The organism is Streptomyces sp. NPDC005574, from assembly GCF_040605435.1.
Taxonomy (GTDB): domain Bacteria; phylum Actinomycetota; class Actinomycetes; order Streptomycetales; family Streptomycetaceae; genus Streptomyces.
The window spans coordinates 97,858-123,656 of record NZ_JBEXCW010000007.1; the positions used below are offsets into that span (position 1 = coordinate 97,858).

At 72.3% G+C, this 25,799-nt stretch carries 25 protein-coding genes and 1 riboswitch; of the genes, 9 read left to right on the forward strand and 16 right to left on the reverse strand.

Annotated elements, in window-relative coordinates; translation table 11 throughout:
* Nucleotides 1–36 precede the first annotated feature (36 nt).
* From ABZT03_RS07660 to ABZT03_RS07690, 7 genes are all read left to right on the forward strand, one after another.
* Complete coding sequence (locus ABZT03_RS07660; RefSeq protein WP_356034929.1) at nucleotides 37–537, forward strand: Lrp/AsnC family transcriptional regulator; 501 nt, start codon at nucleotides 37–39, stop codon at nucleotides 535–537.
* Nucleotides 522–1,904 carry an aspartate aminotransferase family protein gene (locus ABZT03_RS07665; protein ID WP_356034932.1) on the forward strand — a complete coding sequence of 461 codons (1,383 nt, stop codon included), beginning with the start codon at nucleotides 522–524 and terminating at the stop codon, nucleotides 1,902–1,904. Before ABZT03_RS07660 ends, ABZT03_RS07665 begins: the two co-directional genes overlap by 16 nt.
* Before the next feature lie 255 nt (nucleotides 1,905–2,159).
* The gene (locus ABZT03_RS07670) at nucleotides 2,160–2,900 is read left to right on the forward strand and encodes an ATP-binding cassette domain-containing protein (protein ID WP_356034934.1); all 741 of its coding nucleotides are present in this window, start codon (nucleotides 2,160–2,162) and stop codon (nucleotides 2,898–2,900) included.
* Nucleotides 2,882–4,279, forward strand: a complete 1,398-nt coding sequence (locus tag ABZT03_RS07675) for a hypothetical protein (protein WP_356034937.1) — start codon at nucleotides 2,882–2,884, stop codon at nucleotides 4,277–4,279. The genes ABZT03_RS07670 and ABZT03_RS07675 overlap by 19 nt, the downstream gene beginning before the upstream one ends.
* A gap of 94 nt (nucleotides 4,280–4,373) precedes the next feature.
* Nucleotides 4,374–4,781 carry a VOC family protein gene (locus ABZT03_RS07680; RefSeq protein WP_356034940.1) on the forward strand — a complete coding sequence of 136 codons (408 nt, stop codon included), beginning with the start codon at nucleotides 4,374–4,376 and terminating at the stop codon, nucleotides 4,779–4,781.
* Between the two features lie 37 nt (nucleotides 4,782–4,818).
* The gene (locus ABZT03_RS07685; RefSeq protein WP_356034943.1) at nucleotides 4,819–5,970 is read left to right on the forward strand and encodes a Rossmann fold nucleotide-binding protein; all 1,152 of its coding nucleotides are present in this window, start codon (nucleotides 4,819–4,821) and stop codon (nucleotides 5,968–5,970) included.
* Nucleotides 5,971–6,130: 160 nt separating this feature from the next.
* On the forward strand, nucleotides 6,131–6,832 hold the full coding sequence (locus tag ABZT03_RS07690; RefSeq protein WP_356034945.1) for an LAETG motif-containing sortase-dependent surface protein: 702 nt from the start codon (nucleotides 6,131–6,133) through the stop codon (nucleotides 6,830–6,832).
* Between the two features lie 69 nt (nucleotides 6,833–6,901).
* Here the strand turns inward: ABZT03_RS07690 and ABZT03_RS07695 are convergent, their stop codons facing one another.
* From ABZT03_RS07695 to ABZT03_RS07720, 6 genes are all read right to left on the reverse strand, one after another.
* Nucleotides 6,902–7,921: an ABC transporter ATP-binding protein gene (locus ABZT03_RS07695; RefSeq protein WP_356034948.1), complete on the reverse strand. Its 1,020-nt coding sequence runs from the start codon at nucleotides 7,919–7,921 to the stop codon at nucleotides 6,902–6,904.
* Entirely contained in the window at nucleotides 7,921–9,594 is a 1,674-nt protein-coding gene (locus tag ABZT03_RS07700) for an iron ABC transporter permease (RefSeq protein WP_356034951.1), read from the reverse strand. The genes ABZT03_RS07695 and ABZT03_RS07700 overlap by 1 nt, the downstream gene beginning before the upstream one ends.
* Nucleotides 9,570–10,667 (reverse strand): thiamine ABC transporter substrate-binding protein, encoded by a 1,098-nt coding sequence (locus ABZT03_RS07705; RefSeq protein ID WP_356034954.1) that lies wholly within the window; start codon nucleotides 10,665–10,667, stop codon nucleotides 9,570–9,572. The genes ABZT03_RS07700 and ABZT03_RS07705 overlap by 25 nt, the downstream gene beginning before the upstream one ends.
* A 75-nt stretch (nucleotides 10,668–10,742) precedes the next feature.
* Nucleotides 10,743–10,848: riboswitch (TPP riboswitch) on the reverse strand.
* Between the two features lie 35 nt (nucleotides 10,849–10,883).
* Nucleotides 10,884–11,990 carry a 23S rRNA (adenine(2503)-C(2))-methyltransferase RlmN gene (gene rlmN / locus ABZT03_RS07710; protein ID WP_356034957.1) on the reverse strand — a complete coding sequence of 369 codons (1,107 nt, stop codon included), beginning with the start codon at nucleotides 11,988–11,990 and terminating at the stop codon, nucleotides 10,884–10,886.
* A 231-nt stretch (nucleotides 11,991–12,221) separates the two neighbouring features.
* Nucleotides 12,222–13,157, reverse strand: a complete 936-nt coding sequence (locus tag ABZT03_RS07715) for a CU044_5270 family protein (RefSeq protein WP_356034959.1) — start codon at nucleotides 13,155–13,157, stop codon at nucleotides 12,222–12,224.
* Nucleotides 13,150–13,767, reverse strand: a complete 618-nt coding sequence (locus ABZT03_RS07720; protein ID WP_356034962.1) for an RNA polymerase sigma factor — start codon at nucleotides 13,765–13,767, stop codon at nucleotides 13,150–13,152. Before ABZT03_RS07720 ends, ABZT03_RS07715 begins: the two co-directional genes overlap by 8 nt.
* Nucleotides 13,768–14,060: 293 nt before the next feature.
* On the opposite strand from ABZT03_RS07720, the gene ABZT03_RS07725 reads away from it, so the two are divergent.
* The gene (locus ABZT03_RS07725) at nucleotides 14,061–14,465 is read left to right on the forward strand and encodes a hypothetical protein (protein ID WP_356034964.1); all 405 of its coding nucleotides are present in this window, start codon (nucleotides 14,061–14,063) and stop codon (nucleotides 14,463–14,465) included.
* 98 nt (nucleotides 14,466–14,563) lie between these two features.
* Here the strand turns inward: ABZT03_RS07725 and ABZT03_RS07730 are convergent, their stop codons facing one another.
* The 5 genes from ABZT03_RS07730 to rpsB form a co-directional block, all read right to left on the reverse strand.
* Nucleotides 14,564–15,775 carry a phosphatidate cytidylyltransferase gene (locus tag ABZT03_RS07730; RefSeq protein WP_356034967.1) on the reverse strand — a complete coding sequence of 404 codons (1,212 nt, stop codon included), beginning with the start codon at nucleotides 15,773–15,775 and terminating at the stop codon, nucleotides 14,564–14,566.
* Nucleotides 15,775–16,332, reverse strand: coding sequence for a ribosome recycling factor (gene frr / locus ABZT03_RS07735; RefSeq protein ID WP_356034969.1), 558 nt, complete (start codon nucleotides 16,330–16,332; stop codon nucleotides 15,775–15,777). The genes ABZT03_RS07730 and frr overlap by 1 nt, the downstream gene beginning before the upstream one ends.
* A 191-nt stretch (nucleotides 16,333–16,523) precedes the next feature.
* The gene (gene pyrH / locus ABZT03_RS07740) at nucleotides 16,524–17,282 is read right to left on the reverse strand and encodes a UMP kinase (protein ID WP_356034972.1); all 759 of its coding nucleotides are present in this window, start codon (nucleotides 17,280–17,282) and stop codon (nucleotides 16,524–16,526) included.
* A gap of 192 nt (nucleotides 17,283–17,474) precedes the next feature.
* Nucleotides 17,475–18,311 carry a translation elongation factor Ts gene (gene tsf, locus ABZT03_RS07745; RefSeq protein ID WP_356034974.1) on the reverse strand — a complete coding sequence of 279 codons (837 nt, stop codon included), beginning with the start codon at nucleotides 18,309–18,311 and terminating at the stop codon, nucleotides 17,475–17,477.
* Nucleotides 18,312–18,406: 95 nt separating this feature from the next.
* Nucleotides 18,407–19,363: a 30S ribosomal protein S2 gene (gene rpsB, locus ABZT03_RS07750; RefSeq protein WP_356034977.1), complete on the reverse strand. Its 957-nt coding sequence runs from the start codon at nucleotides 19,361–19,363 to the stop codon at nucleotides 18,407–18,409.
* Nucleotides 19,364–19,634: 271 nt separating this feature from the next.
* On the opposite strand from rpsB, the gene ABZT03_RS07755 reads away from it, so the two are divergent.
* Nucleotides 19,635–20,309 carry a M23 family metallopeptidase gene (locus ABZT03_RS07755; protein WP_356034980.1) on the forward strand — a complete coding sequence of 225 codons (675 nt, stop codon included), beginning with the start codon at nucleotides 19,635–19,637 and terminating at the stop codon, nucleotides 20,307–20,309.
* Nucleotides 20,310–20,695: 386 nt separating this feature from the next.
* Here ABZT03_RS07755 and ABZT03_RS07760 read toward each other — a convergent pair whose 3' ends face one another.
* From ABZT03_RS07760 to ABZT03_RS07780, 5 genes are all read right to left on the reverse strand, one after another.
* Nucleotides 20,696–21,253 (reverse strand): TetR family transcriptional regulator, encoded by a 558-nt coding sequence (locus ABZT03_RS07760; protein WP_356035156.1) that lies wholly within the window; start codon nucleotides 21,251–21,253, stop codon nucleotides 20,696–20,698.
* Between the two features lie 176 nt (nucleotides 21,254–21,429).
* Nucleotides 21,430–22,272 (reverse strand): RNA polymerase sigma factor WhiG, encoded by an 843-nt coding sequence (gene whiG, locus ABZT03_RS07765; RefSeq protein ID WP_356034983.1) that lies wholly within the window; start codon nucleotides 22,270–22,272, stop codon nucleotides 21,430–21,432.
* Between the two features lie 230 nt (nucleotides 22,273–22,502).
* A complete protein-coding gene (gene dprA, locus ABZT03_RS07770) occupies nucleotides 22,503–23,705 on the reverse strand; it encodes a DNA-processing protein DprA (RefSeq protein ID WP_356034986.1) in 1,203 nt (400 codons plus the stop codon).
* On the reverse strand, nucleotides 23,702–25,327 hold the full coding sequence (locus tag ABZT03_RS07775) for a YifB family Mg chelatase-like AAA ATPase (RefSeq protein WP_356034989.1): 1,626 nt from the start codon (nucleotides 25,325–25,327) through the stop codon (nucleotides 23,702–23,704). Before ABZT03_RS07775 ends, dprA begins: the two co-directional genes overlap by 4 nt.
* On the reverse strand, nucleotides 25,327–25,698 hold the full coding sequence (locus tag ABZT03_RS07780) for a YraN family protein (protein WP_356034992.1): 372 nt from the start codon (nucleotides 25,696–25,698) through the stop codon (nucleotides 25,327–25,329). Before ABZT03_RS07780 ends, ABZT03_RS07775 begins: the two co-directional genes overlap by 1 nt.
* Nucleotides 25,699–25,799 lie beyond the last annotated feature (101 nt).

Below are 25,799 nucleotides of genomic sequence, written 5' to 3' on the forward strand. Positions count from 1 at the left end.
TGCGGAACTGTCGAGACGTCGTGCACAGTGAGGCCCGTGGCCAGTCGAAGCGCAGACCCCAGGGACTCCCGCGAGTCCAGGAACGGCAGTCCCCAGCTGGACTCCGTCTCCCTCGCCATCATCGAGCAGCTCCAGGAGGACGGCCGCCGGCCGTACGCCGCGATCGGCAAGGCCGTCGGCCTGTCCGAGGCGGCCGTGCGCCAGCGCGTGCAGAAGCTGCTCGACCAGGGCGTGATGCAGATCGTCGCCGTGACGGACCCGCTCACCGTGGGCTTCCGCCGGCAGGCGATGGTCGGCATCCACGTCGAGGGCGACGTGGAGTCCGCGGCCGAGGCGCTGACCGCCATGCCCGAGTGCGAGTACGTGGTGATGACCGCGGGGTCCTTCGACCTCATGGTGGAGGTCGTCTGCGAGGACGACGACCACCTCCTGGACGTCATCAACAAACGCATCCGGGCACTGCCCGGCGTGCGCTCCACCGAGAGCTTCGTCTACCTCAAGCTCAAGAAGCAGACCTACATGTGGGGAACCCGATAACCGTGAGCTCCAAGGACCTCAGCCGAACCGCGTACGACCACCTGTGGATGCACTTCACCCGCATGTCCTCGTACGAGAACTCCCCCGTCCCGACCATCGTCCGGGGCGAGGGCACCTACATCTACGACGACAAGGGCAAGCGCTACCTCGACGGTCTCGCCGGTCTGTTCGTGGTCCAGGCCGGCCACGGCCGCGTGGAGCTCGCCGAGGCGGCGTTCAAGCAGGCGCAGGAGCTGGCGTTCTTCCCCGTGTGGTCCTACGCCCACCCGAAGGCCGTGGAGCTCGCCGAGCGTCTCGCGGACCACGCTCCGGGCGACCTGAACAAGGTCTTCTTCACCACCGGCGGCGGTGAGGCGGTCGAGACCGCCTGGAAGCTCGCCAAGCAGTACTTCAAGCTCCAGGGCAAGCCCACCAAGTACAAGGTCATCTCCCGCGCGGTCGCCTACCACGGCACTCCGCAGGGCGCCCTGTCCATCACGGGTCTGCCGGCCCTCAAGGCCCCCTTCGAGCCGCTGGTGCCGGGCGCGCACAAGGTCCCGAACACCAACATCTACCGCGCCCCGCTCTTCGGCGACGACCCGGAGGCGTTCGGCCGCTGGGCCGCCGACCAGATCGAGCAGCAGATCCTCATGGAGGGCCCGGAGACCGTCGCCGCGGTCTTCCTGGAGCCGGTCCAGAACGCCGGCGGCTGCTTCCCGCCGCCGCCCGGCTACTTCCGGCGGGTGCGCGAGATCTGCGACCAGTACGACGTGCTGCTGGTGTCCGACGAGGTCATCTGCGCCTTCGGCCGCCTGGGCACGATGTTCGCCTGCGACAAGTTCGACTACGTGCCGGACATGATCACCTGCGCCAAAGGCATGACCTCGGGCTACTCCCCGATCGGCGCCTGCATCATCTCCGACCGCCTGGCCGAGCCGTTCTACAAGGGCGACAACACCTTCCTGCACGGCTACACCTTCGGCGGACACCCGGTGTCCGCGGCCGTGGGCCTGGCCAACCTCGACCTGTTCGAGCGCGAGGGCCTCAACCAGCACGTGCTCGACAACGAGGGCGCGTTCCGCTCCACCCTGGAGAAGCTGCACGACCTGCCGATCGTCGGCGACGTCCGCGGCAACGGCTTCTTCTACGGCATCGAGCTGGTGAAGGACAAGGCCACCAAGGAGTCGTTCAACGACGAGGAGACCGAGCGCGTCCTGTACGGCTTCCTCTCCAAGGCGCTCTACGACAACGGCCTGTACTGCCGTGCCGACGACCGCGGCGACCCGGTCGTCCAGCTCGCCCCGCCGCTGATCTCCAACCAGGAGACCTTCGACGAGATCGAGCAGATCCTGCGCGCCACGCTGACGGAGGCGTGGACGAAACTCTGATCGTCAGATCTTCGCCAGGCCACCGGGTTCCCGTCACCCGCACGGGCCCCCCGGCGCCCCGGATCTTTCCGATCCTGTGATCAACACCGGCCCCGGTGCCGCCCATTCGAGTGAGAATGGGCCGCCCGGGGCCGTGTGCTGTCCGGCCTCCCCCCGCGTACTGCCTAGCGTGCCGAGTGACCGATCGGCCCTGTCTTCGTTCCCCCGCACGGGGGACAAGGCAGGGAAAAACGGATCAGAACGAGGTGTACGCACATGGAGGCCCCGCCCGACAACGACGTGCTGTGGGCACGCGCCCTGCACTTCCGGCACCAGGACGGATCGCCCGGACTCACCGGCGTCTCCCTCGGCGTCCGGGTCGGCGAGATCCTCGCCGTCAGCGGGCCGCGCGGCAGCGGCAAGACGACCCTGCTGCAGTGCCTGGCGGGTCTGACCCCGACTCAGCGCGGCGAGGTCTGGTTCAACAGCGTGCCCGTGCACACGATGGGGCCGCTGACCCGGGAACGGCTGCGCCGCGACCGCTTCGGCTGGATCGACCCGGCCCCCGTGCTGGTCCCCGAGCTGAACGTCTGGGAGAACGCGGCGCTGCCCCTGATGCTGCGCGGCACCAGCAGGCGCCGCGCCCGGACGGCCGCCATCGAGTGGCTGGAGCGCCTCGACATCGGCGACAGCACCCGCAAACGCCCGCACGAACTGCTCCAGGCGGAACGGCAGCGCGTCTGCATCGCCCGCGCCCTCGCCCCCGCCCCCTCGGTCCTGTTCGCCGACGAGCCGACGGCGCCCCTGCACCGCGCCGACCGCGCCCACGTCCTGCGCACCCTCACCACGGCGGCTCGCTCGCACGGCATCACGGTCGTCCTCGCCACCCACGACCCGGAGACCGCCGCCCTCGCCGACCGCACGGTCTCGCTGCTCGACGGACGGCGCGTGCACACCGTGCACCTGCCGCCGGTCGCCGAGGCGGAAGGCCGGGCCGCGTGCTCGCTCTCCGTCTGACGCGCGGCGCCCGTCCCGCCGTACAGCTGCGCCGGCTGCTGGTGGCGGCGGCGTCGGCGGGCACCGGCTTCCTGTTCCTGTGCACCCTCGGGCACGCGATGAGTCACCCGGAGGCCACCGCCGGCGCGCTGCTGCGGCTGGCCTGGTGCCTGACACCGCTGGCCGCCACGGTGTACCTCGCGGTGGCCGTCGCCCGCACCGACCCGGCCACCAGGCCGCGCCCCGGGCTGTCGGCGATCGGACTGGGCCCCGCCCGGCTGATGGCGGTCTCCGCCACGACGACCGCGCTGTCCTGCACGCTCGGCTCGATGCTGGCCCTCCTCGTCTTCCTGCACCTGCGCGGCGACCTGACGGGGATGCCGTTCGACGGGGCGGCGGCGGGATTCCTGGCGGCCGACGTGCCGCTGCCCCTGCCGGCGGCCCTCACTCTGCTGGGCCTGGCACCGGTGATCGCCTCGGCGGCGGTGGCCGTGACCCTGCGCCCGCGGGAGACGCGGTCCGCGGGGGCGCGGGACGACAACGCCCCCGGCTCGGCCCGACGGGTCACGGGGCGCGGGTACGGCCGGTTCGGCGCGTACGGGCAGTCGCCGGCACGGGAGACTTTCGGGGCGTACGGCAGGTTCGGCGCGAGGCTCCGGGCCCGCCCGGCGACCGGCGACCGGACCGGGGGGCCGGCACCCCGCCCCGGACCGGACGGCTCCCCGCACACGACGCTCGCCGCGACCGCGGACACCACCCCGGCTCCGGCCGAGCCGGACGCCGACGGGACGGCCGCCCCCCGCGAGGCGCCCGGCGGGCTGCCCTGGGGCGTCGCCGTCCTCGCCGCCGGTCTCGCCGTCGAGTCGTACGCGGGCCGGTCCGGCGGCTCCGGCCTGAGCATGCCCGGCGGCCTCACCGCCGGACCGGTCGGCGTCCTCGCCGGCTGGGTCCTCGCCACCCTGGGCCTCGCCCTGGCGGGCCCCGGCCTCACCCATCTGTGCGGCCACCTCCTCCAGGTCGCCGGTCCCGGTCCACTGCGGCTGCTGGCCGGCCGGGTGCTGATGGCGGAGGCCGGCCGGATCGGCCGCCCGCTCGGCGTCGTGTGCGCGGTGGCCTCCGCGGCGTACGCGGCGGGCGCGCTGGCCGAGGGCCCGTCGTTCGGCCCGCTGAGCACCCTCGGCGCGCTCGTGGTCAGCGGCTGCGCCGTCGCCACCCTGTTCACCGCCGCCGTCGAGGCCAAGCACGCCCGCGCCGACACCACGGCTGCCCTGCTGAGGCTCGGCGCACCGGCCACGATGCTGCGCGGCGCCGCCGCCCTGCGCGCCGGCGCCCTGCTCGCGCTGTTCGTCCCGCTCACCCTGGCCGTCGCCCAGCTCGCGGCGCTTCCGCTGGCCCGCTGAGACTTTCGGCGAAAAGACCCGCGGACGGCGATGAGTCCCGGGCCGGCCCCCGGTCTACCCCACCGAACAGCACGCACCTGACGGGAGAGACCGCATGTACCAGCAGATGATCTTCGTGAACCTGGCCGTGAACGACGTCGCCGCCTCGAAGAAGTTCTTCACGGAACTCGGTTACACGATCAACGCGCAGTTCAGCGACGAGAACTGCGCCAGCGTGGTGATCAGCGACACCATCGTCGCGATGCTTATGGACAAGCAGCGCTACGCGGACTTCACCAAGAAGGAGATCGCGGACCCGACGAGGACCAGCGAGGTGCTGCTGTGCCTCAGCGCCGAGAGCCGCGAGAAGGTCGACGAGCTCTGCGACCGGGCGATCGCGGCGGGCGGTTCGGCCGGCGGCGAGGCCCAGGACCACGGCTTCATGTACGGGCGCGCCTTCGACGACCCGGACGGCCACACCTGGGAGATCATGTGGATGGACCCGGCGGCGGTTCAGCGCTGAGGCCACCCGGTCGACCGCCGGTGCCTAGCATGGGCGGGTGCATCCGACACCCGCCCAGCCGGCCCATCCCTTCCAGCTCGCCGAGCCGCACGCCGGCTCGCGCGACCGCGAGATCGAGTCCCTCGCCGAGTTCGACGAGGTCGTCTCCGCGCACCGCTCGCTCACCCACCACCGCGTGCAGGCCGTCGACCTGACGGACCGTACGGACGTCCTGCTCACCGTGGACGTCACGGGCGCCGTCTTCCTCGGCTGCCCGATGGACCCCGAGGCGGCGGCCCGCACCCGCGCCGCCGGCGCCCTGGTCTTCCCGCCCGTCCCGGGGCTGCCGTTCGACCCGTACCGCGGCTTCGTGTACTCCCCCGACGAGTTGTTCGCCTCGCTCGACCAGGGGTACGAGGCGACCCCGGACGCGCTGGCGTACGCCTGGTTCCAGCGGACCAAGGCGGACGGCGACATCTTCTCGTCCATGCTCCGCTCGATCCACGACGACGCCGTCTCCGACGCGCTCGACGAACTCCTCGCCGGCGCGCGGGTGGTGGGCGTCATGGGCGGGCACGCGATGGAGCGCGGCACGCGGGAGTACGCGGGCGCCGCCCGGCTCGGCCGTGAACTGGCCCGCTCCGGCTTCACGGTGGCCACCGGGGGTGGTCCCGGCGCCATGGAGGCGGCGAACCTCGGCGCGTACGCGGCCCCGTTCGAGGAGGGCATGCTGCGCGACGCCCTCCAACTGCTGGCCAAGGCACCTTCGTTCCGTCCGTCGGTCTCCGACTGGGCGCGCGCCGCCTTCGACGTCCGCGCCCAATGGCCGGGCGGTGGCTCCTCGGTGGGCATCCCCACCTGGTTCTACGGCCACGAGCCGCCGAACGCCTTCGCCTCCGACATCGCCAAGTACTTCGCCAACGCCACCCGCGAGGACGGCCTGCTGGCCCGGTCCAACGCCGGTGTGGTCTTCCTGCCGGGCGCCGCCGGCACCGTGCAGGAGATCTTCGACAACGCGACGCCGAACTACTACGAGTCGCGCGGCGAGCCGACTCCGATGGTCCTCGTCGACCGTGCGCACTGGACGGAACGGCTGCCCGCGTGGCCGCTTCTGCGGGCGCTGGCCCGGGAGCGGGCGATGGAGTCCCGTATCGCCCTCGTTGACCGAATCGAGGAGGCGCCCGAGGCGTTGAAACGTCTCGGTGGTTAATAAGCAGGCAAAGCCAGGGCACTTGAGCGGCATATTCGTTGACATTGCTTATGGAACGCTTATAGACCTGTGAGACTGCTGGGGGTGGTGACGCCTCACCTCAAGCCGCGTCATCTCCCCCTGAGACCCCCCTCAGTTGCGCATCCCGTGAAGGGCAAACGTGTCCATAACTCGTCGCACCGCACGTCGTTCCGTGCGCATCCTCGGTGTCGCCTCCGCCTCGGCCGCGCTCGCGCTCGGTGTCGCCGGACAGGCGCTCGCCTGCAACATCAGTGAGTTCTCCGCCGAAGCCACGTGCGACGGCGCCAACGGTGTCATCACCGTCACCGACAAGGACGCCTCCCGCACCCCCGCCACCGTCACCGTGTTCCTCGAGAACAACGGCGCCGACGTGAAGAAGGTGGGCGAGCAGGAGATCAAGGGCTCGCGTGAGGGTGTCACCATCACCTTCACCGAGAACTGGAAGCCGAACGCGGTCTACCGCATCCACGTCCTCGCCGGCAAGCAGGTCGACAAGGACATCAGTCCGAACCTGACCACCCCGTCCACCGCCTGCGAGGCGGAGGAGACCGGCACCCCGACCCCGACCCCGACCCCGACGGGCAAGCCGTCGCCGTCGGAGTCCGCGTCGACCCCGGCCGGGGAGTCGAAGTCGCCGACCCCGTCGGCGTCGGAGAGCGGGAGCACCGCCCCCGCCGACACCTCCAGCAACGCCCCGTCGCCCGCGGCCGGTGACTCCCACCTCGCCGAGACCGGTGCGAACTCCAACACCGGCCTGATCGCCGGTATCGCGATCGCCCTCGTCGCCCTCGGCGGCGGCGCGGTCTTCTTCGGCCTCCGCCGGCGCGGCACCTCCCGCTGACCCAGGCCACACCGCGACGGCCCGCCCCCACACCGGGGGCGGGCCGTTCGGCTGCCGGACTCTCGGCCGTCAGCCGAGGACGACGATCTCCGTCGGGTCGAACTCCACTCCGACCGGGTCGCCGACCTCCGGTGCCGTGCGCAGCGGGCAGGCCGCCTCCAGCGGGGGCGCGTCCTTCGGGCGCAGACGGACGGCGACATGGGTGCCCCTGAACGTGCGGGCGGTCACCGTACAGGGCAGGCCCTCGCCCGGCGGGACCAGCCGTACGCCCGCGGGGCGCACCAGCAGGGTGTGGGGGCCCTGCGGCGCGTCCGCCGGGGCCGGCAGCTTGCCCCAGGGGGTCCCGGCCACCTCGCCGGCAACCGTCGCCTCGACCACGTTGTCGAAGCCGAGGAAGCGGGCCACGAACTCGTCGGCGGGCCGTTGCCAGACCTCGAGGGGCGTCCCGGACTGGGCGATCCGGCCGTCCCGCATCACCACCACCCGGTCGGCCAGCGCGAACGCCTCACCCTGGTCGTGCGTCACCGCCAGCACCGTCGTGCCCAACGCGGCGAAGAGGTCGCGCAGTTCGACCACCAGGCGCTCCCGCAGCGAGCGGTCGAGCTGCCCGAGCGGCTCGTCCAGCATCAGCAACCGGGGCCGGGGCGCGAGGGCCCGGGCCAGCGCCACGCGCTGCTGTTCCCCGCCGGACAGGGAGGCGACGGCCCGCGGGCCGGCCCCCGGCAGCCCGACCAGGTCCAGCAACTCCTCCACCCGCGCCCGCTGTTCGCCCTTCGGCGCCCGGTGCATGCGCAGTCCGAACGCGACGTTGCCGGCCACGTCCCGCTGCGGGAACAACTGGTGGTCCTGGAACATCAGGCCGACACCCCGCCGGTGCGCGGGCACACCCGTCTGGTCCCGCCCGTCGAGCACCACCCGCCCGCAGTCCAGGGGTTGCAGTCCCGCGACCGCCCGCAGCAGCGTCGACTTCCCGCTGCCGCTGGGCCCGAGCACGCAGACGACCTCGTGCTCGGCGACCCCCAGGCCGACGGCGTCCAGCACCGCCCGCCCGCCGAACCGCACGGTCGCGTCCTCGAGCCCCAGCAGCATCAGAACTCCCCCGTCCGGTCGGTCCGCAGCCGCTCCAGCACCAGCAGCGCCACCGCGCACACCACCATCAGAATCGTCGAAAGGGCCATCGCCTGCCCGTAGTTGAGTTCACCGGCCCGGCCCAGCAGCCGCGCCACCGCGACCGGCAGCGTGGGGTTGTCGGGCCGCGCGATGAACACCGTCGCCCCGAACTCCCCGAGCGACACCGCGAACGCGAACCCGGCGGCGATCAGCAGCGCCCGCCGCACCATCGGCAGGTCGACCTCGCGCCACACCCGCCACGGCGACGCCCCGAGCACCGCCGCCGCCTCCCGCAGCCGCCCGTCCACGGCCCGCAGCACGGGCAGCATGGTCCGTACGACGAAGGGGACCCCGACCAGCGCCTGCGCGAGCGGCACCAGGATCCACGACGACCGCAGGTCGAGGGGGGGCTCGTCGAGCGCGATCAGGAAGCCGAAGCCGACGGTCACCGCCGACACCCCGAGCGGCAGCATCAGCAGCGCGTCGAACCCCCGCACGAGCCGGCCCGCGTCCCGCCGGGTCAGCGCGACGGCGGCGAGCGCGCCGACCAGCACGGCGATCGCGGTGGCGACGGCGGCGTACTCCAGCGAGTTGCCGATCGCCTCGATCGGGGCGACGAGGAAGAGCCCGCCGTCGTCGCTGGTCAGCGCCCGGTAGTAGCCGAAGTCCGGTGCGTCGAGGGAGCGCCGCACCAGTACGGCCAGCGGCAGCACCAGCAAGGCGGCGACGGACACGAGGACGCCACCGAGCAGCGCCCACTGTCCGGCCCCGCGCGGCCGGCGCGCGGTCAGCGAGGCGTCCACCAGCCGCAGGGCCGTCTCCCGCCGCCGTACGGTCCAGGCGTGCAGGGCGAGGACGGCGCCCACCGCCGCGAACTGGATCAGTGTCAGCACGGCGGCCGTGGACAGGTCGAAGATCTCCGAGGTCTGCCGGTAGATCTCCACCTCCAGCGTCGAGAAGGTGGGCCCGCCGAGGATCTGCACCACGCCGAAGGACGTGAAGGTGAACAGGAACACCATGAGCGCGGCGGCGGCCACGGCGGGCCCGAGCGCCGGCAGGGTCACCCGCCGCCAGGCCGCCGCCCGTGAGGCGCCGAGCATCCGCGCCGCCTCCTCCTGCCGCGGGTCGAGCTGCGCCCACAGCCCGCCGACGGTCCGTACGACGACCGCGTAGTTGAAGAAGACGTGCGCGAGCAGGATCGCCCACACGGTGGTGTCCAGCCGTACGCCCCACAGCTCGTCCAGCAGTCCGCCGCGGCCGACGAGCGCCAGGAACGCCGTACCGACGACGACCGTGGGCAGCACGAACGGCACGGTCACCACGGCCCGCAGCACCTGCTTGCCGGGGAAGTCGAGGCGGGCGAAGACGTACGCGCCGGGCAGCGCGACCAGCAGGGTGAGCGCGGTGGAGGCGAGCGCCTGCCAGGTGGTGAACCACAGGACGTGCCGGATGTCGGGCTGCGCCAGTACGTCCCCGACGCGGCCGAGCCGCCACACCCCGCCGACGTGCAGGCCGCGCGCGACGATCGCGGCGACGGGGTAGGCGAAGAAGACCGCGAAGAACGCGACCGGCACGACCATGAGGCCGAGCCGGGCCGCGCTCCCGCGCCGGGCGGCGGCGGCCCTGGCTACTTCAGTACGAGTGAGGTCCACGACTTGACCCACTGGTCGCGGTGGCCGGCGATGGCGGCCGGGTCCATGGTCTCGGGGTGCGCGGCCTGCGGACCGTACTTGGTGAACTCCGCCGGCACCCGGGCGCCCTCCCGCACGGGGTAGACGAACATGTTGAGCGGCATGTCCTCCTGGAACTCCTCGGTGAGCAGGAAGTCGAGGAGCGCCTTGCCGCCCTTGGTGTTGCCCGCGTTGCTCAGCAGCCCCGCGTACTCGGTCTGGCGGAAGCAGGTGCCGGCCGCGACTCCGGTCGGCGCGGTGGCGGGCCGGGGGTCGGCGTAGATGACCTCGGCGGGCGGCGAGGAGGCGTAGGACACCACCAGCGGCCGGTCGGCCTTGGCCTTCTTTCCGCCGGCCGAGCCGGAGAACTCCTCGTTGTAGGCCTGCTCCCAGCCGTCGACGACCTTGACGCCGTTGGCCTTCAGCTTCTTCCAGTACCCCTCCCAGCCGCCGTCGCCGTAGGAGGCGGCGGTGCCGAGCAGGAAGCCGAGGCCGGGTGAGGAGGTGGAGGCGTTCTCGGTGACGAGGAGGTTCTTGTACGCCGGCTTGACCAGGTCGGCGAAGGAGGCGGGCGGCGTCAGCTTGTGCGCGCTGAACCAGCCCTTGTCATAGTTGACGCAGATGTCGCCGGTGTCGATGGGCGTGACCCGGTGCTTGTCCCCGTCGACGCGGTACTCCGCCTTGACCTGGCCGGCGCCCTTCGCCTCGTAAGGCTGGAACAGGCCGTTGTCGAGCGCCCGCGACAGCAGCGTGTTGTCGACGCCGAAGAAGACGTCGCCCTGCGGGTGGTCCTTGGTGAGGATCGCCTTGTTGACGGCCTGCCCGGCGTCGCCGTCCTTGAGGACGCGCACGGTGTAGCCGGACCGCTTCTCGAAGTCCGCGAGGACGCTCTTGGAGACGGCCCACGAGTCGTGGCTGACGAGCGTCACGGTGTGGGACCCGGAGCCCGAGCCGCTGTCGCCCGAACCGGACGACGACCCGCAGGCGGTGAGCGCGGGCAGCGCGGCGAGGCCCAGCCCGACGGCCGCGGCCGTGAACTTCCCTGTGGTGCTCACTGATTCCTCCTGGCTGACCAGGAAGAGACGCGGCCCCGCCCGGACCGGCAGAAGGTCGCGGGCAGGGCGCAACAGCTTGAGTGATGACCGAACTTCCTACCCAGAATGACCTGGGCGAGGTTCAGAGGGTCTGCGGTCTGTCCCGCACTCTCAGCGCTGTGGCGCTCCCCTGTCGGAATATGAAGATGAGTATGAAGTTGTCCTGACCCGCTCAGACTACCGCTCGGTCGCGGCGAGCTGACCGCACGCCCCGTCGATCTCCTGACCACGGGTGTCCCGGACGGTCACCGGTACACCGTGCCCGGCGATCGCCTCGACGAACGCCTTCTCGTCCTCGGGCCGCGAGGCGGTCCACTTGGACCCCGGAGTCGGGTTCAGCGGGATGAGGTTGACGTGCACCGGCTTGCCCTTGAGCAGCCGGCCGAGCCGGTCACCGCGCCACGCCTGGTCGTTGATGTCCCGGATCAGCGCGTACTCGATGGACAGCCGGCGCCCCGACTTGGCGGCGTACTCCCATCCGGCGTCCAGCACCTCGCGCACCTTCCACCGCGTGTTCACGGGGACGAGGGTGTCGCGCAGCTCGTCGTCCGGCGCGTGCAGCGAGATCGCGAGCCGGCACTTGAAGCCCTCGTCGGCGAAACGGTGGATCGCCGGGACGAGCCCGACCGTCGAGACGGTGATCCCGCGCTGGGACAGCCCCAGCCCGTCGGGCTCGGGGTCGGTGAGCCGGCGGATCGAGCCGACCACCCTGTTGTAGTTGGCGAGGGGCTCGCCCATGCCCATGAACACGATGTTGGACAGCCGCGCCGGGCCGCCGGGGATCTCGCCCTCGCGCAGGGCCCGCATGCCGTCCACGATCTGGTGCACGATCTCGGCGGTGGACAGGTTCCGGTCGAGCCCCGCCTGCCCCGTCGCGCAGAACGGGCAGTTCATCCCGCAGCCCGCCTGGGAGCTGATGCACATGGTGACCCGGTCCGGGTAGCGCATGAGCACCGACTCGACGAGCGTCCCGTCGAACAGCTTCCACAGCGTCTTGCGGGTGGTGTCCTGGTCGGTCGACAGATGCCGCACGACCGACATCAGCTCCGGCAGCAACGCCTCCCGCAGCTTGCCGCGCGAGCCGGCCGGGATGTCGGTCCACTGCTCCGGGTCGTGCGCGTACCGCGCGAAGTAGTGCTGCGACAGCTGCTTGGCGCGAAACGGCTTCTCGCCGATGGCGGCGACGGCTTCCTTGCGCTCGGCGGGCGTGAGATCAGCAAGGTGCCGCGGCGGCTTCTGGGCTCCGCGGGGGGCGACGAATGTGAGTTCTCCGGGCTTAGGCATGGCCGTACCAGTGTCGCAGATCGAACGGGGTGCCCCGGGGGCCCGGCGGCCGGGGGTGATCGCGGCTGGTCATACGGGTTCGTCGCCGGAATCCGGTGGCGACCCGGAGGCGGTGCACAGACGGCCCGGAGGGCGGCCCGAGCACACCGCGATCCACGCCCACGCCCTCCGCCACGGAAACGCACGGCGCCCGGTGTCATGCCGGGCGCCGTGCGGTGCGGGCGCGGTCGGTCAGGGGCGTTGCCGCACCCGGTCGACGACGGCGTCGGCGGCCACGTACGACCACTGTTCGTACGTCTCGCTCCCCGCTGTGCGCCGGTCGTGCATCCCCAGGTACCGGTAGGTCCTCGCGTCGAAGACCAGGACCGGCCCACCGTCCGCCCAGGGAGTACCGGGCCCGCCGACGTACTGGACGCCGATGCCCGCCCGGCCCCCGCCGTCCGTCCGGCCCGGCAGCACCTTGATCCCCGGCACCGTGGCCAGCGCCTCGAACGCCGCGGGGCGCAGACCCTTCGGCAGCACGGGCGCGCGGAGCAGGCCGGAGAGGAAGACATGGATCATCGGCCACTCGTCGGCCCTCGTCGGCCGGCCGAAGTCCGGTTTCCCCCCCATGTCGCGCAGGGTGACCGTCAGCCTGTCCGGGTCGGTGGGCAGCCGCTTCAGCTCCGACCACCTTCTGGGCGGCCAGCTGCTCTGCCCGGGCTGGTCCACCGGGACCCACTGGGCGCGGCCCAGTTCGCTGACGTAGGACCTCTGGGAGCCGTCGACCGAACTCCAGCTCTCGTCGACGTACGTCCTGGTGGAGCCCCCTCCGGCCGGGGTCTCCCTGATGACCTCCTTCGTGTAGACGAACTGGTCGTCACGCGGCTCGAGCGGCTTCTCCAGCCGGCGCTCCTCGGCCGCCGCCCCGCGCAGCACGGTGCTCGCGCTCACCGTCCGCACCTGCGGCGAGGACCCCGTGTCCCGCGCGACCACCACGGTCGCGGTGACCGCCGCGGCGGCGACGCAGGCCACCCCGATCCGCAGCAGCGGACGGCGGGCGACGACCGTCGGGGCGGCGGGCGCCACCATCACCTGGTGGAGGCGGGCGCGTGTGCGGACCCGGGCATTGTCCGCGAGCGGCGGGACGTCCGCGTCCCATTCCCTGAGCAGTTCGATCTCATTCATCGTCGGGTTCCTCTCGGAGAGCGGTCGGATCGGATCCACCCAATGCCTCACGGACATGTCTGCGAGCCCGGTGCAGCCGTGACCGGACCGTCCCCACCGGCACGCCGAGGGCACGGGCGACCTCCTCGTAGCCGAGGCCGCCCCAGGCGACCAGCAGCAGCACGTCCCGGTGCCGGGCGGGCAACCGGGCCAGCGCACCGGCGAGTTCAGTACGCACCGCGTGTGCGCTGACCCGCGCCGCCACCCGGTCCGCGACCGTCTCCTCGGCCTGGGCGCCGGGGGCGGCCGTCGGCAGTCGTGCGAGCGCCCTGAGCCGGCGGGCCTCGGCGCGCCGGTGGCGGCCCACGAGGTTGGTGGCGATGCCGAACAGCCAGGGGCGGGCGTCGGCCAGCTCCGTGTTGTACCGGAACCGCTGCTGGAACGCGGTGGTGAACGTCTCCGCCATGACGTCCTCGCCTGCTTCCGCGCCGAGCCGGCGCGCCGCGTAGCGGTGGACGGCGTCGGCATGGCGGTCGAACAGCACGGCGAACACCTCGGGCTGCTCCCACGACCGTTCGACCATCGAGGCGTCACTGTCCTGCCCCAGCCTGACGCCGGGTTCGACGGTCATCGGGGCCTCCTTTCGCCGGTTCGAACGCTTTGCTTCTCGGGCTCACACCCGTACTTCGCCGCTCGCCGCGATCGGGTTCCCCGACAGGGGGGCGGGGCGGTGGTGCAGCCGGCTACACCCCCGGTCCGGGAGGCCGGCCCCTCGTGGTGGCGGGGGCGGGGGCCGGATCGTCAAAGCCGTGGGGCGTTCCACCGGCGCGGCCCGTCCACCGCCCATCCGCCCCGTCCGCCCCGTCCGCCCCATCCGCCCCATCCGCCCCATCCGCCCCATCCGCCCTGAGAAAGGGAACACCCATGGCCGCGAACCGCCGACGCCGTATCGCCGCCCTGACCACCGCCGTGGCCGCCGTAGGACCGATCGTCGGGCTGACCACCGGCTGCGAGGGCGCCGACACCTCGCTGGACTGCGGCGCCGATCACCGCACGATCGCCGACAGCCTGAAGGCCATGCGCGAGGCCGGGCTGGACGCGGCCCGCGACCCGTCGAGGACCGGCGGGTCCATCGCCACCATCCGGGAGAATCCGGCCAGGATCGACGCCGCGAACGACGGTGCGGGAAGCGATGAGGCCGACCGGGCCGTCAAGGACCTCGACCGGGCGATCTCGGACTACGACAGGGCCGTCCTGAACGGCGAGAAGCCCGGCTCCGGCAAGGTCGACGCCGCGGCCGACGAGCTCCGGGACGTCTGCACGTCGTGACGGGTGCCACCCGTACCTGTGCGTGAGACGCGGGAGCCCCCGCCCTCGGGACGAGGGCGGGGGCTCCCGCACGCGTACGCGGACGGCCGGCGGGACCGTCAGCCGGAGCCGACGAACAGCACCAGCAGCAGCCACACCACCGGCGCCGTGGGCAGCAGGGAGTCCAGGCGGTCCATGATGCCGCCGTGTCCCGGCAGCAGCGTGCCCATGTCCTTGATGCCGAGGTCCCGCTTGATCATCGACTCGCCGAGGTCCCCGAGGGTGGCGCTGGCCGCGACCGCGAGGCCCAGCACCAGACCCTGCCACCAGGCACCGTCGTCGATGAGGAACTGCAGGCACAGCGCACCCGCCACCATCGCGAACGCGACCGCGCCGACCAGGCCCTCGCGGGTCTTGCCGGGGCTGATGCGCGGGGCCAGCTTGTGCTTGCCGAAGCGCCAGCCGACGGCGTAGGCGCCGGTGTCGCTGACCACCGTGAGCAGCAGGAACGTCAGGACACGCCACGGTCCGTCGTCGGCCGTCAGCATCATCGCGACGAAGGTGGCGAGGAAGGGGACGTAGAAGGCCGCGAAGACGCCCGCCGTGACGTCCTTGAGGTAGCCCTCCGGCGGCTCCGTCATCCGCCACACCAGGACGGCAAGGGCGGTGAGCGCCATCGCCACCCAGGCGCCCTCGGCGCCGCGCACGTAACCGGCGACCACCATCGCCGCGCCGCCGACCGCGAGCGGGACGAGGGGCGCCTTGATGCCCTTGCGCTCCTCCAGCCGGCTGGTGAGCTCCCAGAGTCCCACCACGACGGCGACCGCGATCACACCGACGAACACGGCCTTCACCACGAACAGGGACGCGACGATCACCGCGCCGAGTCCGACCCCGACGCCTATGGCCGCGCCCAGGTCCCGGCCCGCGCTCTTCTTCTGCGGCGCGGGTGCGGGCGCCGGCTGCGAGGCGTCGGGCATGGGCTCCGGATTCTGCGGCACCGCCCCGTAGGGCTGCGCCTGCGGCGTGTCGTAGGGCCCGTGGGAGTGGGCCTGCGGCGGGTCGTACGACGGAGTCCGCTGTGAGTCGTACGGCCGCGGCCGCGGCGGTTCGTCGCGGAACAAGGGGCCGCTCAGCCGAGCGGCCCCCCGATCGTCATCCTGGTTCCCGCCGGTCGCGGGTACGTCGGGCACGATGGGCATGGGGCGAGTGTGCTGCGCGTCATGCGCATCGTATGCGGGACCCGCCGGGGCGGCCCCCTGGACAGGCCCCCGCTCGGACGGCCCCCAGTACCCGGCTTGTGGCGGCGCTCCCCAGGAAGAGTCGTTCATCAGACCTCGAGCAGCTCCGATTCCTTGTGCTTGAGCAGCTCGTCCACCTGGGCGACGTACTTCGCGGTGGTGTCGTCGAGCTCCTTCTCCGCGCGGCGGCCCTCGTCCTCGCCGACCTCGCCGTCCTTGATCAGCTTGTCGATGGCGTCCTTGGCCTTGCGGCGCACGGCGCGGATGGACACCTTGGCGTCCTCGCCCTTGCTCTTGGCGACCTTGATGTAGTCGCGGCGGCGCTCCTCGGTGAGCTCGGGGAACACCACCCGGATGATGTTGCCGTCGTTGCTCGGGTTGACGCCGAGGTCCGAGTCGCGGATCGCCTGCTCGATGTTGCGCAGCGCGCTCTTGTCGAACGGGGTCACGACCGCCATGCGCGGCTCCGGCACGGAGAACGAGGCCAGCTGGTTGATCGGCGTCGGCGCACCGTAGTAGTCGGCCACGATCTTGTTGAACATCGCCGGGTGCGCACGGCCGGTGCGGATCGCGGCGAAGTCCTCCTTGGCGACCACGACGGCCTTCTCCATCTTCTCCTCGGCCTCGAGGAGGGTCTCTTCGATCACCACTTGCTCCTGCGTGTCTTGAGTAGGCCCGGCTGCGGTTCCGCTACGGGGCGGCGGCCGGCTGCGTCGCGTCTTCTTCCTGCACGGTTCCCGACCGTCAGGACATTGTCCATCCCCCGGTCAGGGTCCGTCCGCCGTCCTGGTGTTGCGCCACGGACAGGTGTCGCAGGGCGGACGGGGTGGTGCACCGGTCAGTCCCGGCTGCCCTGGTCACCCACAAGCGTGCCGATCTTCTCACCCCTGACGGCGCGGGCGATATTGCCCTCCGCCAGAAGCTCGAAGACCAGGATCGACAGCTTGTTGTCACGGCACAGCGTGATGGCGGTCATGTCGGCGACCTTGAGGTCGCGGGTGATGACCTCGCCGTAGCTGAGCGAGTCGAACTTGACGGCTTCCGGGTTGGTCTTCGGGTCGGAGTCGTAGACCCCGTCCACACCGTTCTTGCCCATCAGCAGGGCCTCGGCGTCGATCTCCAGGGCGCGCTGGGCGGCGGTGGTGTCGGTGGAGAAGTAGGGCATGCCCATGCCGGCACCGAAGATGACGACGCGGCCCTTCTCCAGGTGGCGCACGGCACGCAGCGGGATGTACGGCTCGGCGACCTGGCCCATGGTGATGGCGGTCTGCACCCGGCTGTCGATGCCCTCCTTCTCCAGGAAGTCCTGGAGGGCGAGGCAGTTCATCACCGTGCCGAGCATGCCCATGTAGTCGGAGCGGGCCCGGTCCATGCCGCGCTGCTGGAGTTCGGCACCGCGGAAGAAGTTGCCGCCGCCGATGACGACCGCGATCTCCGCGCCGTCCCGCACGACGGCCGCGATCTCGCGGGCGATCTTGTGCACCACGTCGGGGTCCACGCCCAGGCCCCCGCCACCGGAGAAGGCCTCTCCGGACAGCTTCAGCAGAAACCGGCCGCGTACTTTGCCGTCGTCGCTCTTCTGGGCCTTGGTGGTCATGGCGTTCTCCTCATGGTGCACATACGAAGAAGGCCATTGCCGGTGGGGTGTTCGCATCCCATGCGCGGCAATGGCCTCCTCGTCAGATCTGCTGTCGTCCGCCGCACGCGCGTGTGCGACGGCGTACCCGGACGACTGCTGTCGACCCTAGCGGGCTTCCGCCGGGGATCGCGCGCCGATCGCGGTACGGACTCAGATGCCGACCTTGATGCGCGTGAAGCGCTTCAGGGTGACACCCGCCTCGTCCAGGACCTTCTGGACGGACTTCTTGTTGTCGAGCGCGTACGGCTGGCCGAGCAGCGTGGCGTCCTTGAAGAAGCCGTTGAGGCGACCCTCGACGATCTTCGGCAGGGCGGCCTCGGGCTTGCCCTCGGCGCGGGTGGTCTCCTCGGCGATGCGGCGCTCGGACTCGACGACGTCGGCCGGCACGTCCTCCTTGGCGAGGTACTTCGGCGCGAAGGCGGCGATGTGCTGGGCGATGCCGCGGGCGACCTCGGCGTTCGGCTTGTCCAGCTCGACGAGGACACCGATCTGCGGCGGCAGGTCGGGCATCGTGCGGTGCATGTACGCCGTCACGTAGCCGTCGGTGTACTGCGCGAAGCGGTCCAGGACGATCTTCTCGCCCAGGTTGGCGTTGGCCTCGTCGACGAACGCCTGCACGGTCTTGCCGGCCTCGATCTCGGACGCGAGCAGCGCCTCGAGGTCGGCCGGGGAGGTCTTGGCGACGTGCTCGGCGATCGCGTTGGCGACGGCCTGGAACTTCTCGCCCTTGGCGACGAAGTCCGTCTCGCACTTCAGCTCGACCAGGACGCCGGAGGTGTTGTCGTCAGCGATGATGGAGACCACGGCGCCGTTCTCGGCGGAGCGGCCCTCGCGCTTGGCGACGCCCTTCTGGCCCTTGATACGAAGCGCCTCGACGGCCTTGTCGACGACGCCCTCGGCCTCGTCCAGCGCCTTCTTGCAGTCCATCATGCCGGCGCCGGTGAGCTCACGGAGCTTCTTGACGTCGGCGGCGGTGTAGTTCGCCATGATTCCTGGAATCTCTCTCGAAGTCTGAAGATCTACGGGCCGAACGGCGGGGGCTTCGCGGCCCCCGCCGTTCACTGACCTGAAGCGATGAGGTGTCAGGCCTGCTCGGCGTCCGCGGCGGGAGCCTCGGCAGCGGCCTCGGCCGGAGCCTCAGCGGGGGCCTCAGCGGCAGCCTCGGTCTCGGCCGGCGCCTCGGCGGGGGCCTCAGCCGCAGCCTCGGTCTCGGCCGGCGCCTCGGCAGCGGCCTCGGCGGCGGGGGCCTCGGCGTCGTCGGCCTTCTTCTCGCCCTCGAGCAGGTCGCGCTCCCAGGCGGCCAGCGGCTCGCCCGCGGCCTTGTCACCCTTGCCCTCGGTGGCGACACCGGAGCGGGAGATGAGGCCCTCGGCGACCGCGTCGGCGATCACACGGGTGAGCAGGGTGACGGAGCGGATCGCGTCGTCGTTGCCCGGGATCTTGTAGTCGACCTCGTCGGGGTCGCAGTTGGTGTCGAGGATGGCGACGACCGGAATGTTGAGCTTCCGGGCCTCACCGACCGCGATGTGCTCCTTCTTGGTGTCCACGATCCAGACGGCGCTGGGCACCTTGGACATCTCGCGGATACCACCGAGGGTCTTCTCCAGCTTGGCCTTCTCGCGCGAGAGCACGAGAAGCTCCTTCTTGGTCAGACCGGACGCGGCGACGTCCTCGAAGTCGATGAGCTCGAGCTCCTTCAGGCGCTGAAGGCGCTTGTAGACGGTCGAGAAGTTGGTGAGCATGCCGCCCAGCCAGCGCTGGTTGACGTAGGGCATGCCGACGCGGGTGGCCTGCTCGGCGATGGCCTCCTGCGCCTGCTTCTTCGTGCCGACGAACATGACCGTGCCGCCGTGGGCGACGGTCTCCTTGACGAACTCGTAGGCGCGGTCGATGTACGACAGCGACTGGAGCAGGTCGATGATGTAGATGCCGTTGCGCTCGGTGAAGATGAAGCGCTTCATCTTCGGGTTCCAGCGACGGGTCTGGTGACCGAAGTGGACGCCGCTTTCCAGCAGCTCCCGCATCGTGACGACGGCCATGGCCGTTCTCCTTGGTGTTCTCGGTTGTGCCGCGGGTGCCGGACGGCACTCACGCCTGACGCCCGCATGCGCCGTGCCACGAAGGACCGAGGGGCGCAGACACCGGCCGGAAACCGACCCGATGCCGGGGCGTGCGAAGTCGACCCGGTGACCCGGATCGCCAGAAGAAGTGTACGGGACCCGCGGGCCCCCGGGTGACGCCGCTGTCCACAACCCGGGAGTAATCCACAGCCACCGGTCGATCCGGGTACGGCTGCGGGACGGTTCTCGCATGCGAGTCAAGCGACGGATGGGGAGAGGGCCGGGATCGTTGCTGGTGGCGGCGGTGCTGATCACCTCGGCGGCCGCTCACGGGAGCGGCGGGGGCGGACCGGCCTGGGAGCCGGCCGGCCGGCGTGCGGCACCCGCCGAACCGGTTCCGCAGGTCGGCCGCGGGTGGCCGGTGGGCATGCGCCCGGTGATCCTGCGCGGCTGGGAGCCGCCGGCGACGGTGTACGCCCGGGGCCACCGCGGGGTGGATCTGGCGGCGCCCGCCGGAACTCCGGTACGGGCGGTGGCGGCGGGCCGGGTCTCCTTCGCGGGCCGGGTGGCCGGAAAGGGGGTGGTGTCGGTGGAGCTGGCGGGCACGGGCGCCCCACCGCTGCGGACGACCTACGAACCGGTGCTGGCGGCCGTGCGCAAGGGGCAGGAGGTGGCGGCGGGAGAGGAACTCGGCACGGTGGAGGCCAGGGGCTCGCACTGCCCGGCCGCCTGTGTGCACTGGGGCCTGCTCAGGGGCAGGGCCTACCTCGACCCGCTGTCCGTGCTGCCTCCGTGGCTGCTGCGGTCCGGCCCGTCACGCCTGCTGCCGGTGCTCGGCGTCCCGCTGCCCACCGGAGCGACGGCCCGCCGGCACAACCCCGCACGACGAGCGCGGAGACCGGTCCGCGTCGGCCCCACACGATGAGCGCGCAGGGCGACTCACGTCAGCCCCGCACGATCAGGGCGCGGGGGCTTGGCGGCTCACGTCAGCCCCGCGCGATGAGCGCGGAGACCGGTCCGCCTCAGCCCCACACGATGAGCGCGCAGGGCGACTCACGTCAGCCCCGCACGATCAGGGCGGCGGGCCGGCTCACGTCAGCCCCGCGCGATGAGTGCGGACACCGGCGCGCGTCGGCCCCACACGATGAGCGCGCAGGGCGACTCACGTCAGCCCCGCACGATCAGGGCGCGGGCCGGCTCACGTCAACCCCGCGCGATCAGGGCGCGGGCCGGCTCACGTCAACCCCACACGATGAACGCGGAGACCGGTGCGCGTCGGCGTCGCGCGATGAGCACGGAGACCGGTGCGCGTCAGCCCCGCACGCCCCGTAGGGCCATGCCGACTGCCGCCTCGGTGATCGTCCCAGGATCCTCCGCCGCCCCCAGCTCGATCCGTCGTACGGCGGCGTCGACCACGCCCTGGAGCAGCATCGCCGCCAGCCGCGGTTCCGCGTGGCCCATCTCGCCGAGCGCCTCGACGATCAGCGCCACCAGCGCTCCGTGCGCGGCCCTGATCTTGTCCCGGGCACCCGCGTCGAGTTCGCTCGCGGAGATCGCCACCACGGCCCGGTGCCGCCGGTCCCCGACCAGGGCGAGCTGCCGGCGCACGTACGCCTCAACCCTGCCCTCGGGCGAGTCCGCCCGCTCCATCGCCGCCGAGACCTCGTCGGCCCACACCGGGAAGTCGACCTCGCACAGTTCCTCGACCACGGCGGCGCGGGACCGGAAGTACTCGTAGACCGACGACCGGGCGAGCCCCGTCCGCTCGGCGAGGGCCGGGAAGGTCAGCGCCTCCGTCCCGCCCTCGGACAACAGGGCACGGGCCGCGTCCAGCAGGGCGGCTCGCTGCATCGACCGGTGCTCGGCCACGGAGGCCGCTCGAATCCTTGGCACGCCGTCCACTGTACGGACGGAGCCTTGCCGACGGGAGCCACTCCCCCGACCCGAAGCCCCACCCGCATCCCGCCGGGCCTTCCGGGCTCGGGCCCAGTCCGGTCCGCTCCTGGCTCGTCCCGGCGCAGCCCGAGCCCCCGACCCCAGCCCTGTCAGCGACCAAAACTCGCCAGCTTCGCCCGCAGTTGCAGCACCGACTTGGTGTGGATCTGGCTCACCCGGCTCTCGGTCACGCCCAGTACGTTGCCGATCTCGGCGAGGGTGAGGCCCTCGTAGTAGTACAGCGTGACCACGGTCTTCTCCCGCTCGGGCAGGGTGTTGATCGCCCGGGCCAGGAACCGCCGCAGTTCCCGGTCCTCGGCCACCGCCACGGGGTTGTCGGCGGCGGTGTCCTCCAGCGTGTCCATCAGGCTGAGCCGGTCCCCGCCCTCGCCCCCGACGTGCAGCAGCTCCTCCAGGGCCACCACGTTCGCCAGCGACAACTGGCTGAACACGGCGTGGAGTTCCTCCACCGCGATGCCCATCTCGGACGCCACCTCGCTCTCGCTGGGGGTCCGCCGCAGCCGCGCCTCCAGCGTGGCGTAGGCCCGCTCCACGTTGCGCGCCTTCTGCCGCACGGACCGCGGGATCCAGTCCAGCGCCCGCAGCTCGTCGATCATCGCGCCCCGGATCCGGGTGATCGCGTACGTCTCGAACTTGATCTCCCGGCCGATGTCGAACTTCTCGATCGCGTCGATCAGCCCGAACACCCCGGAGGAGACGAAGTCGGCCTGCTCGACGTTGGGCGGCAGACCCACGCTCACCCGGCCGGCCACGTACTTGACGAGCGGCGAGTAGTGCAGGATCAGCTGCTCGCGCAGCCGCTCGTCCCCCGTCGACTTGTACGACCGCCACAGCTCGTCGAGTGTCGAGGGAGCGGGCGGCCGCACGCTGCCACCGTCACGGGCGGCTGCGGGGATCGCCGCCCGGTCGGACCCGGAGGTGTGCTGGGGCATTCGTCGCCTTGTGCCGTTTCTGCTGCGAAGTGGTGGTGGCTGGGTGAGCTGTCGGTCTGGTGGGGTATCGCCGGTGTGCGCCTGAATTCAGGTGAGCGTAGCGTGACTGGGGCGTCGCGGTGAGCGAAGGGCGGCCCACACCGCACGCACGGACGACGTCCGCCGGGCGCTTCGCCGGGGTGCGGTGGTCGACGGGTGTGATCACCGGATGACACCAACTCCGTGATTTCTCAAGGGCGTCCGGGTTCCCCCGGACGGCCGAACAGGTCCGGTCCGCACCGACCGCGATCACCGCGGACCGAGATCACCGCCTGGCGTGTCAACTTCCAGCCGTCGCCGTGTCGTTCGACGTAACCGAGTGACCGGAGTTCATACAGTCGGGCGACCGCGTCGTCCCGTGTGGTCTGGGCAGCGCGCGCGATCTCGTCCACGGGTGCCGCGCGAGCGCCCGGCAGGGCGGCGAGGACCCGCCGGGCGCCGGCGGCGAGCAGGTCGCGCGGCAGCACCGGCCCGCGCCGGTCCGGGGCCAGCTCGCCCATGTCACCGACCAGTTCGGTGACCTCCGCCGCGTCCGTGACCAGCGCCGCCTCCCCGCGCAGCAGCTCGTGCACGCCCGCGGACAGGGCGCTGGTGACCGGGCCTGGTACGCCCATGGTGTGGCGTCCCAGACGCTGGGCGGCCCGCGCGGTGACCAGGGAGCCGCTGCGGTGGGCCGCCTCGACCACCACGGTTCCCCTGGTGAGCGCGGCGATCACCCGGTTCCGCAGGACGAACCGGCTCGGGGTCGGATGCTCCCCCGGCGGCAACTCCCCGATCACCAGACCCTGTTCCGCGATCCTGCTCAGCAGCTCGGTGTGTCCGCGCGGATAGGGCCGGTCGACCCCGCAGGCCAGGACGGCGACGGTGGCGCCGCCGGCGCCGAGCGCCCCCCGGTGGGCGGCCCCGTCGACCCCGTAGGCGCCGCCGGACACCACGACCCATCCGTGTTCGGCGAGCTGGGCGGCGAGGCCGGCCGCCATGTGGGCGCCGTACGCCGTGCAGGCGCGGGCGCCGACGACCGCCACCGATCGCAGCGCCCACATCCTGAGGTTCGGCAGGCCGCGCACCCACAGGCCCAGGGGCCGCGCGTCGCCGAGGTCGTCGAGCTGGCCCGGCCACTCGGTGTCGCCGGGACACACGAACCGCACCCCGGCCTCCCGCGCCACCTCCAGGTCACGGACGGGCCGGGCCCGTTCAGCCCGGGCCAGCAGGCCCGCCCACCGCCGCTCGCTCACGCCCGGGGGATGCGGCGCCCCCTCACGCAGCAGGCTGACGGCCTCCTGCGGCCCGCACCGGCGCACCCACCGGCCGCCGGCCTCGTCGCCCGGCTCGACGACCCGGGTGAGGAAGACGCGCGCGAGCAGTTCACCCGCCGCGGCGGGGTCGGCGCTCACGCCGGCGCCCCGATCGCCATAGGCACGCCCCGTGGCACGCCGGTGCGCAGTTGCAGGGCCAGGGCGACATCGGTCGCGCCGGGCCGGTCGTGGCCGGCGAGGTCCGCGACGGTCCAGGCGACGCGCAGCACCCGGTCGAGTCCCCGCGCGGTCAGGACACCGCGCTCCAGGCTGCGTTCCGCCTCGTCCATGGCGCCGGGCGCCGCGTGCCAGCGGCTGCGCAGTTCCCGCCCCGGAACCTCGCTGTTGGCGCTCCACGGGGTGCCGGCCAGACGTGCCGCGGCCCGCTCCCGGGCGGCCCGCACCCGGTCGGCGACAGTCGCGGTGGACTCCCCGCGGGTGCCGCGCGCGGTGAGCTGCTCCCGCGTGACGGCGTCCACCTGGACCCGCAGGTCCACCCGGTCCAGGAGCGGGCCGGAGAGCCGGGCCTGGTAGCGGCGGATCGCGGAGGGCGGGCACTCGCACAGGGTGTCCCGCAGCGAGAAGCGGCCGCAGGGACACGGGTTGGCCGCGAGCACCATCAGGAACCGGGCCGGGAAGCGGACGACGCCCGCGCTGCGCGCGATCACCACATGCCCCGATTCGAGGGGCTGCCGCAGCGCGTCGAGAGCCCGGCCGCTGAACTCGGGGGTCTCGTCGAGAAACAGCACCCCGCGGTGGGACAGCGAGACGGCGCCGGGCCGCGCGATGCCGGGGCCGCCGCCCACCAGGGCCTGCATGGTCGCCGAGTGGTGCGGGGCGCAGTAGGGGGCGAGGTCGATGAGCGGTTTGCCCGCCGGGAGCAGGCCCGCCACCGAGTGGACGGCCGTGACCTCCAGGGACTCCTGCCTGCCGAGCCGGGGCAGGACGGCGGGCAGCCGCTCCGCGAGCATGGTCTTGCCGGCCCCGGGCGGTCCTTCCAGGAAGAGGTGGTGAGCGCCTGCCGCGGCCACCTCCACCGCGGTGCGTGCCGAGGTCTGGCCGACGACGTCGGCCAGGTCGTGGCCCTGGTCGTGGTGTGAGGCGCCCATGCCGTGCAGGCCGGTCGCGGCGCCCGTGCCGGGCAGCCGGAGACCGGCGAGGAGCGGATCGGGGCGGCCGAGGTCGTCGGGCTCCTCCTCGGGCACGGGTTCGTCGGCGAGGACGGCGATCAGCTGGCGCAGGCTGCGCACGCCCAGCACGGACACGCCCGGCACCAGGGACGCCTCGGCCGCCGCGGACTCGGGGACGACGACCTGTTCGTAGCCGGCCTCCGCGGCGGCCAGCACGGACGGCAGGATGCCGCGCACGGGACGCACCCGGCCGTCCAGGCCGAGCTCGCCGATCATCACGATGTCCGCCAGCACGCGGGGGTCGATCCGCTCGGCGGCGCCGAGGACCGCGCAGGCCACCGCGAGGTCGAAGCCACTGCCGCCCTTCGGCACCGACGCCGGGCTGAGTCCGACGGTGAGCTTCTTCTGCGGCCACTCGCCGCCGGAGTTGACCACGGCGGCGCGGACCCGGTCCCGGCTCTCCGTCAGGCTCTTGTCGGGCAGTCCCACCAGCGTGAACGCGGCGACTCCCGGTTCCAGGTCGGCCTGGACCTCGACGACGACACCCTCGACGCCGACCAAGGTCACCGCACACGTACGGGCGAATCCCATCACGCCACCCCCCGCGCGTGCTCGACCAGGGCGGCTCCGCGCCGGGGCAGGACGACACCGACGAGGTCGATGCGGACGCCTCCCGGCGGGGCCCCTCCATGGGTCTGGATCCAGCGCTCGGCGAGGCCGCGCAGCCGCTGCGCCTTGTCGGGGGTCACCGCGGCCATGGGGTGCTCGAAAGCGCCCGTCCTGCGGGTCTTGACCTCGCAGACGACCAGGACGTCACCGTCCCGCGCGACGATGTCGATCTCTCCGGTACGGCCGCAGCGCCAATTGCGCTCCAGCACCGTCATCCCGGCCTCGGTCAGCCGCCGCGCGGCCAGTTCCTCGCCGTACCTGCCCAGTGCCCTGCGTGCCTGTTGCGTGTTCATGTCGGCACCACCTCCGGCGCCAACCGTCACGCATCCGCACCCACGAAGTGGATCTTTGTGGACCGCTCAGCGGTTGTGGAGAACCTCGTCACCCCGGCGGG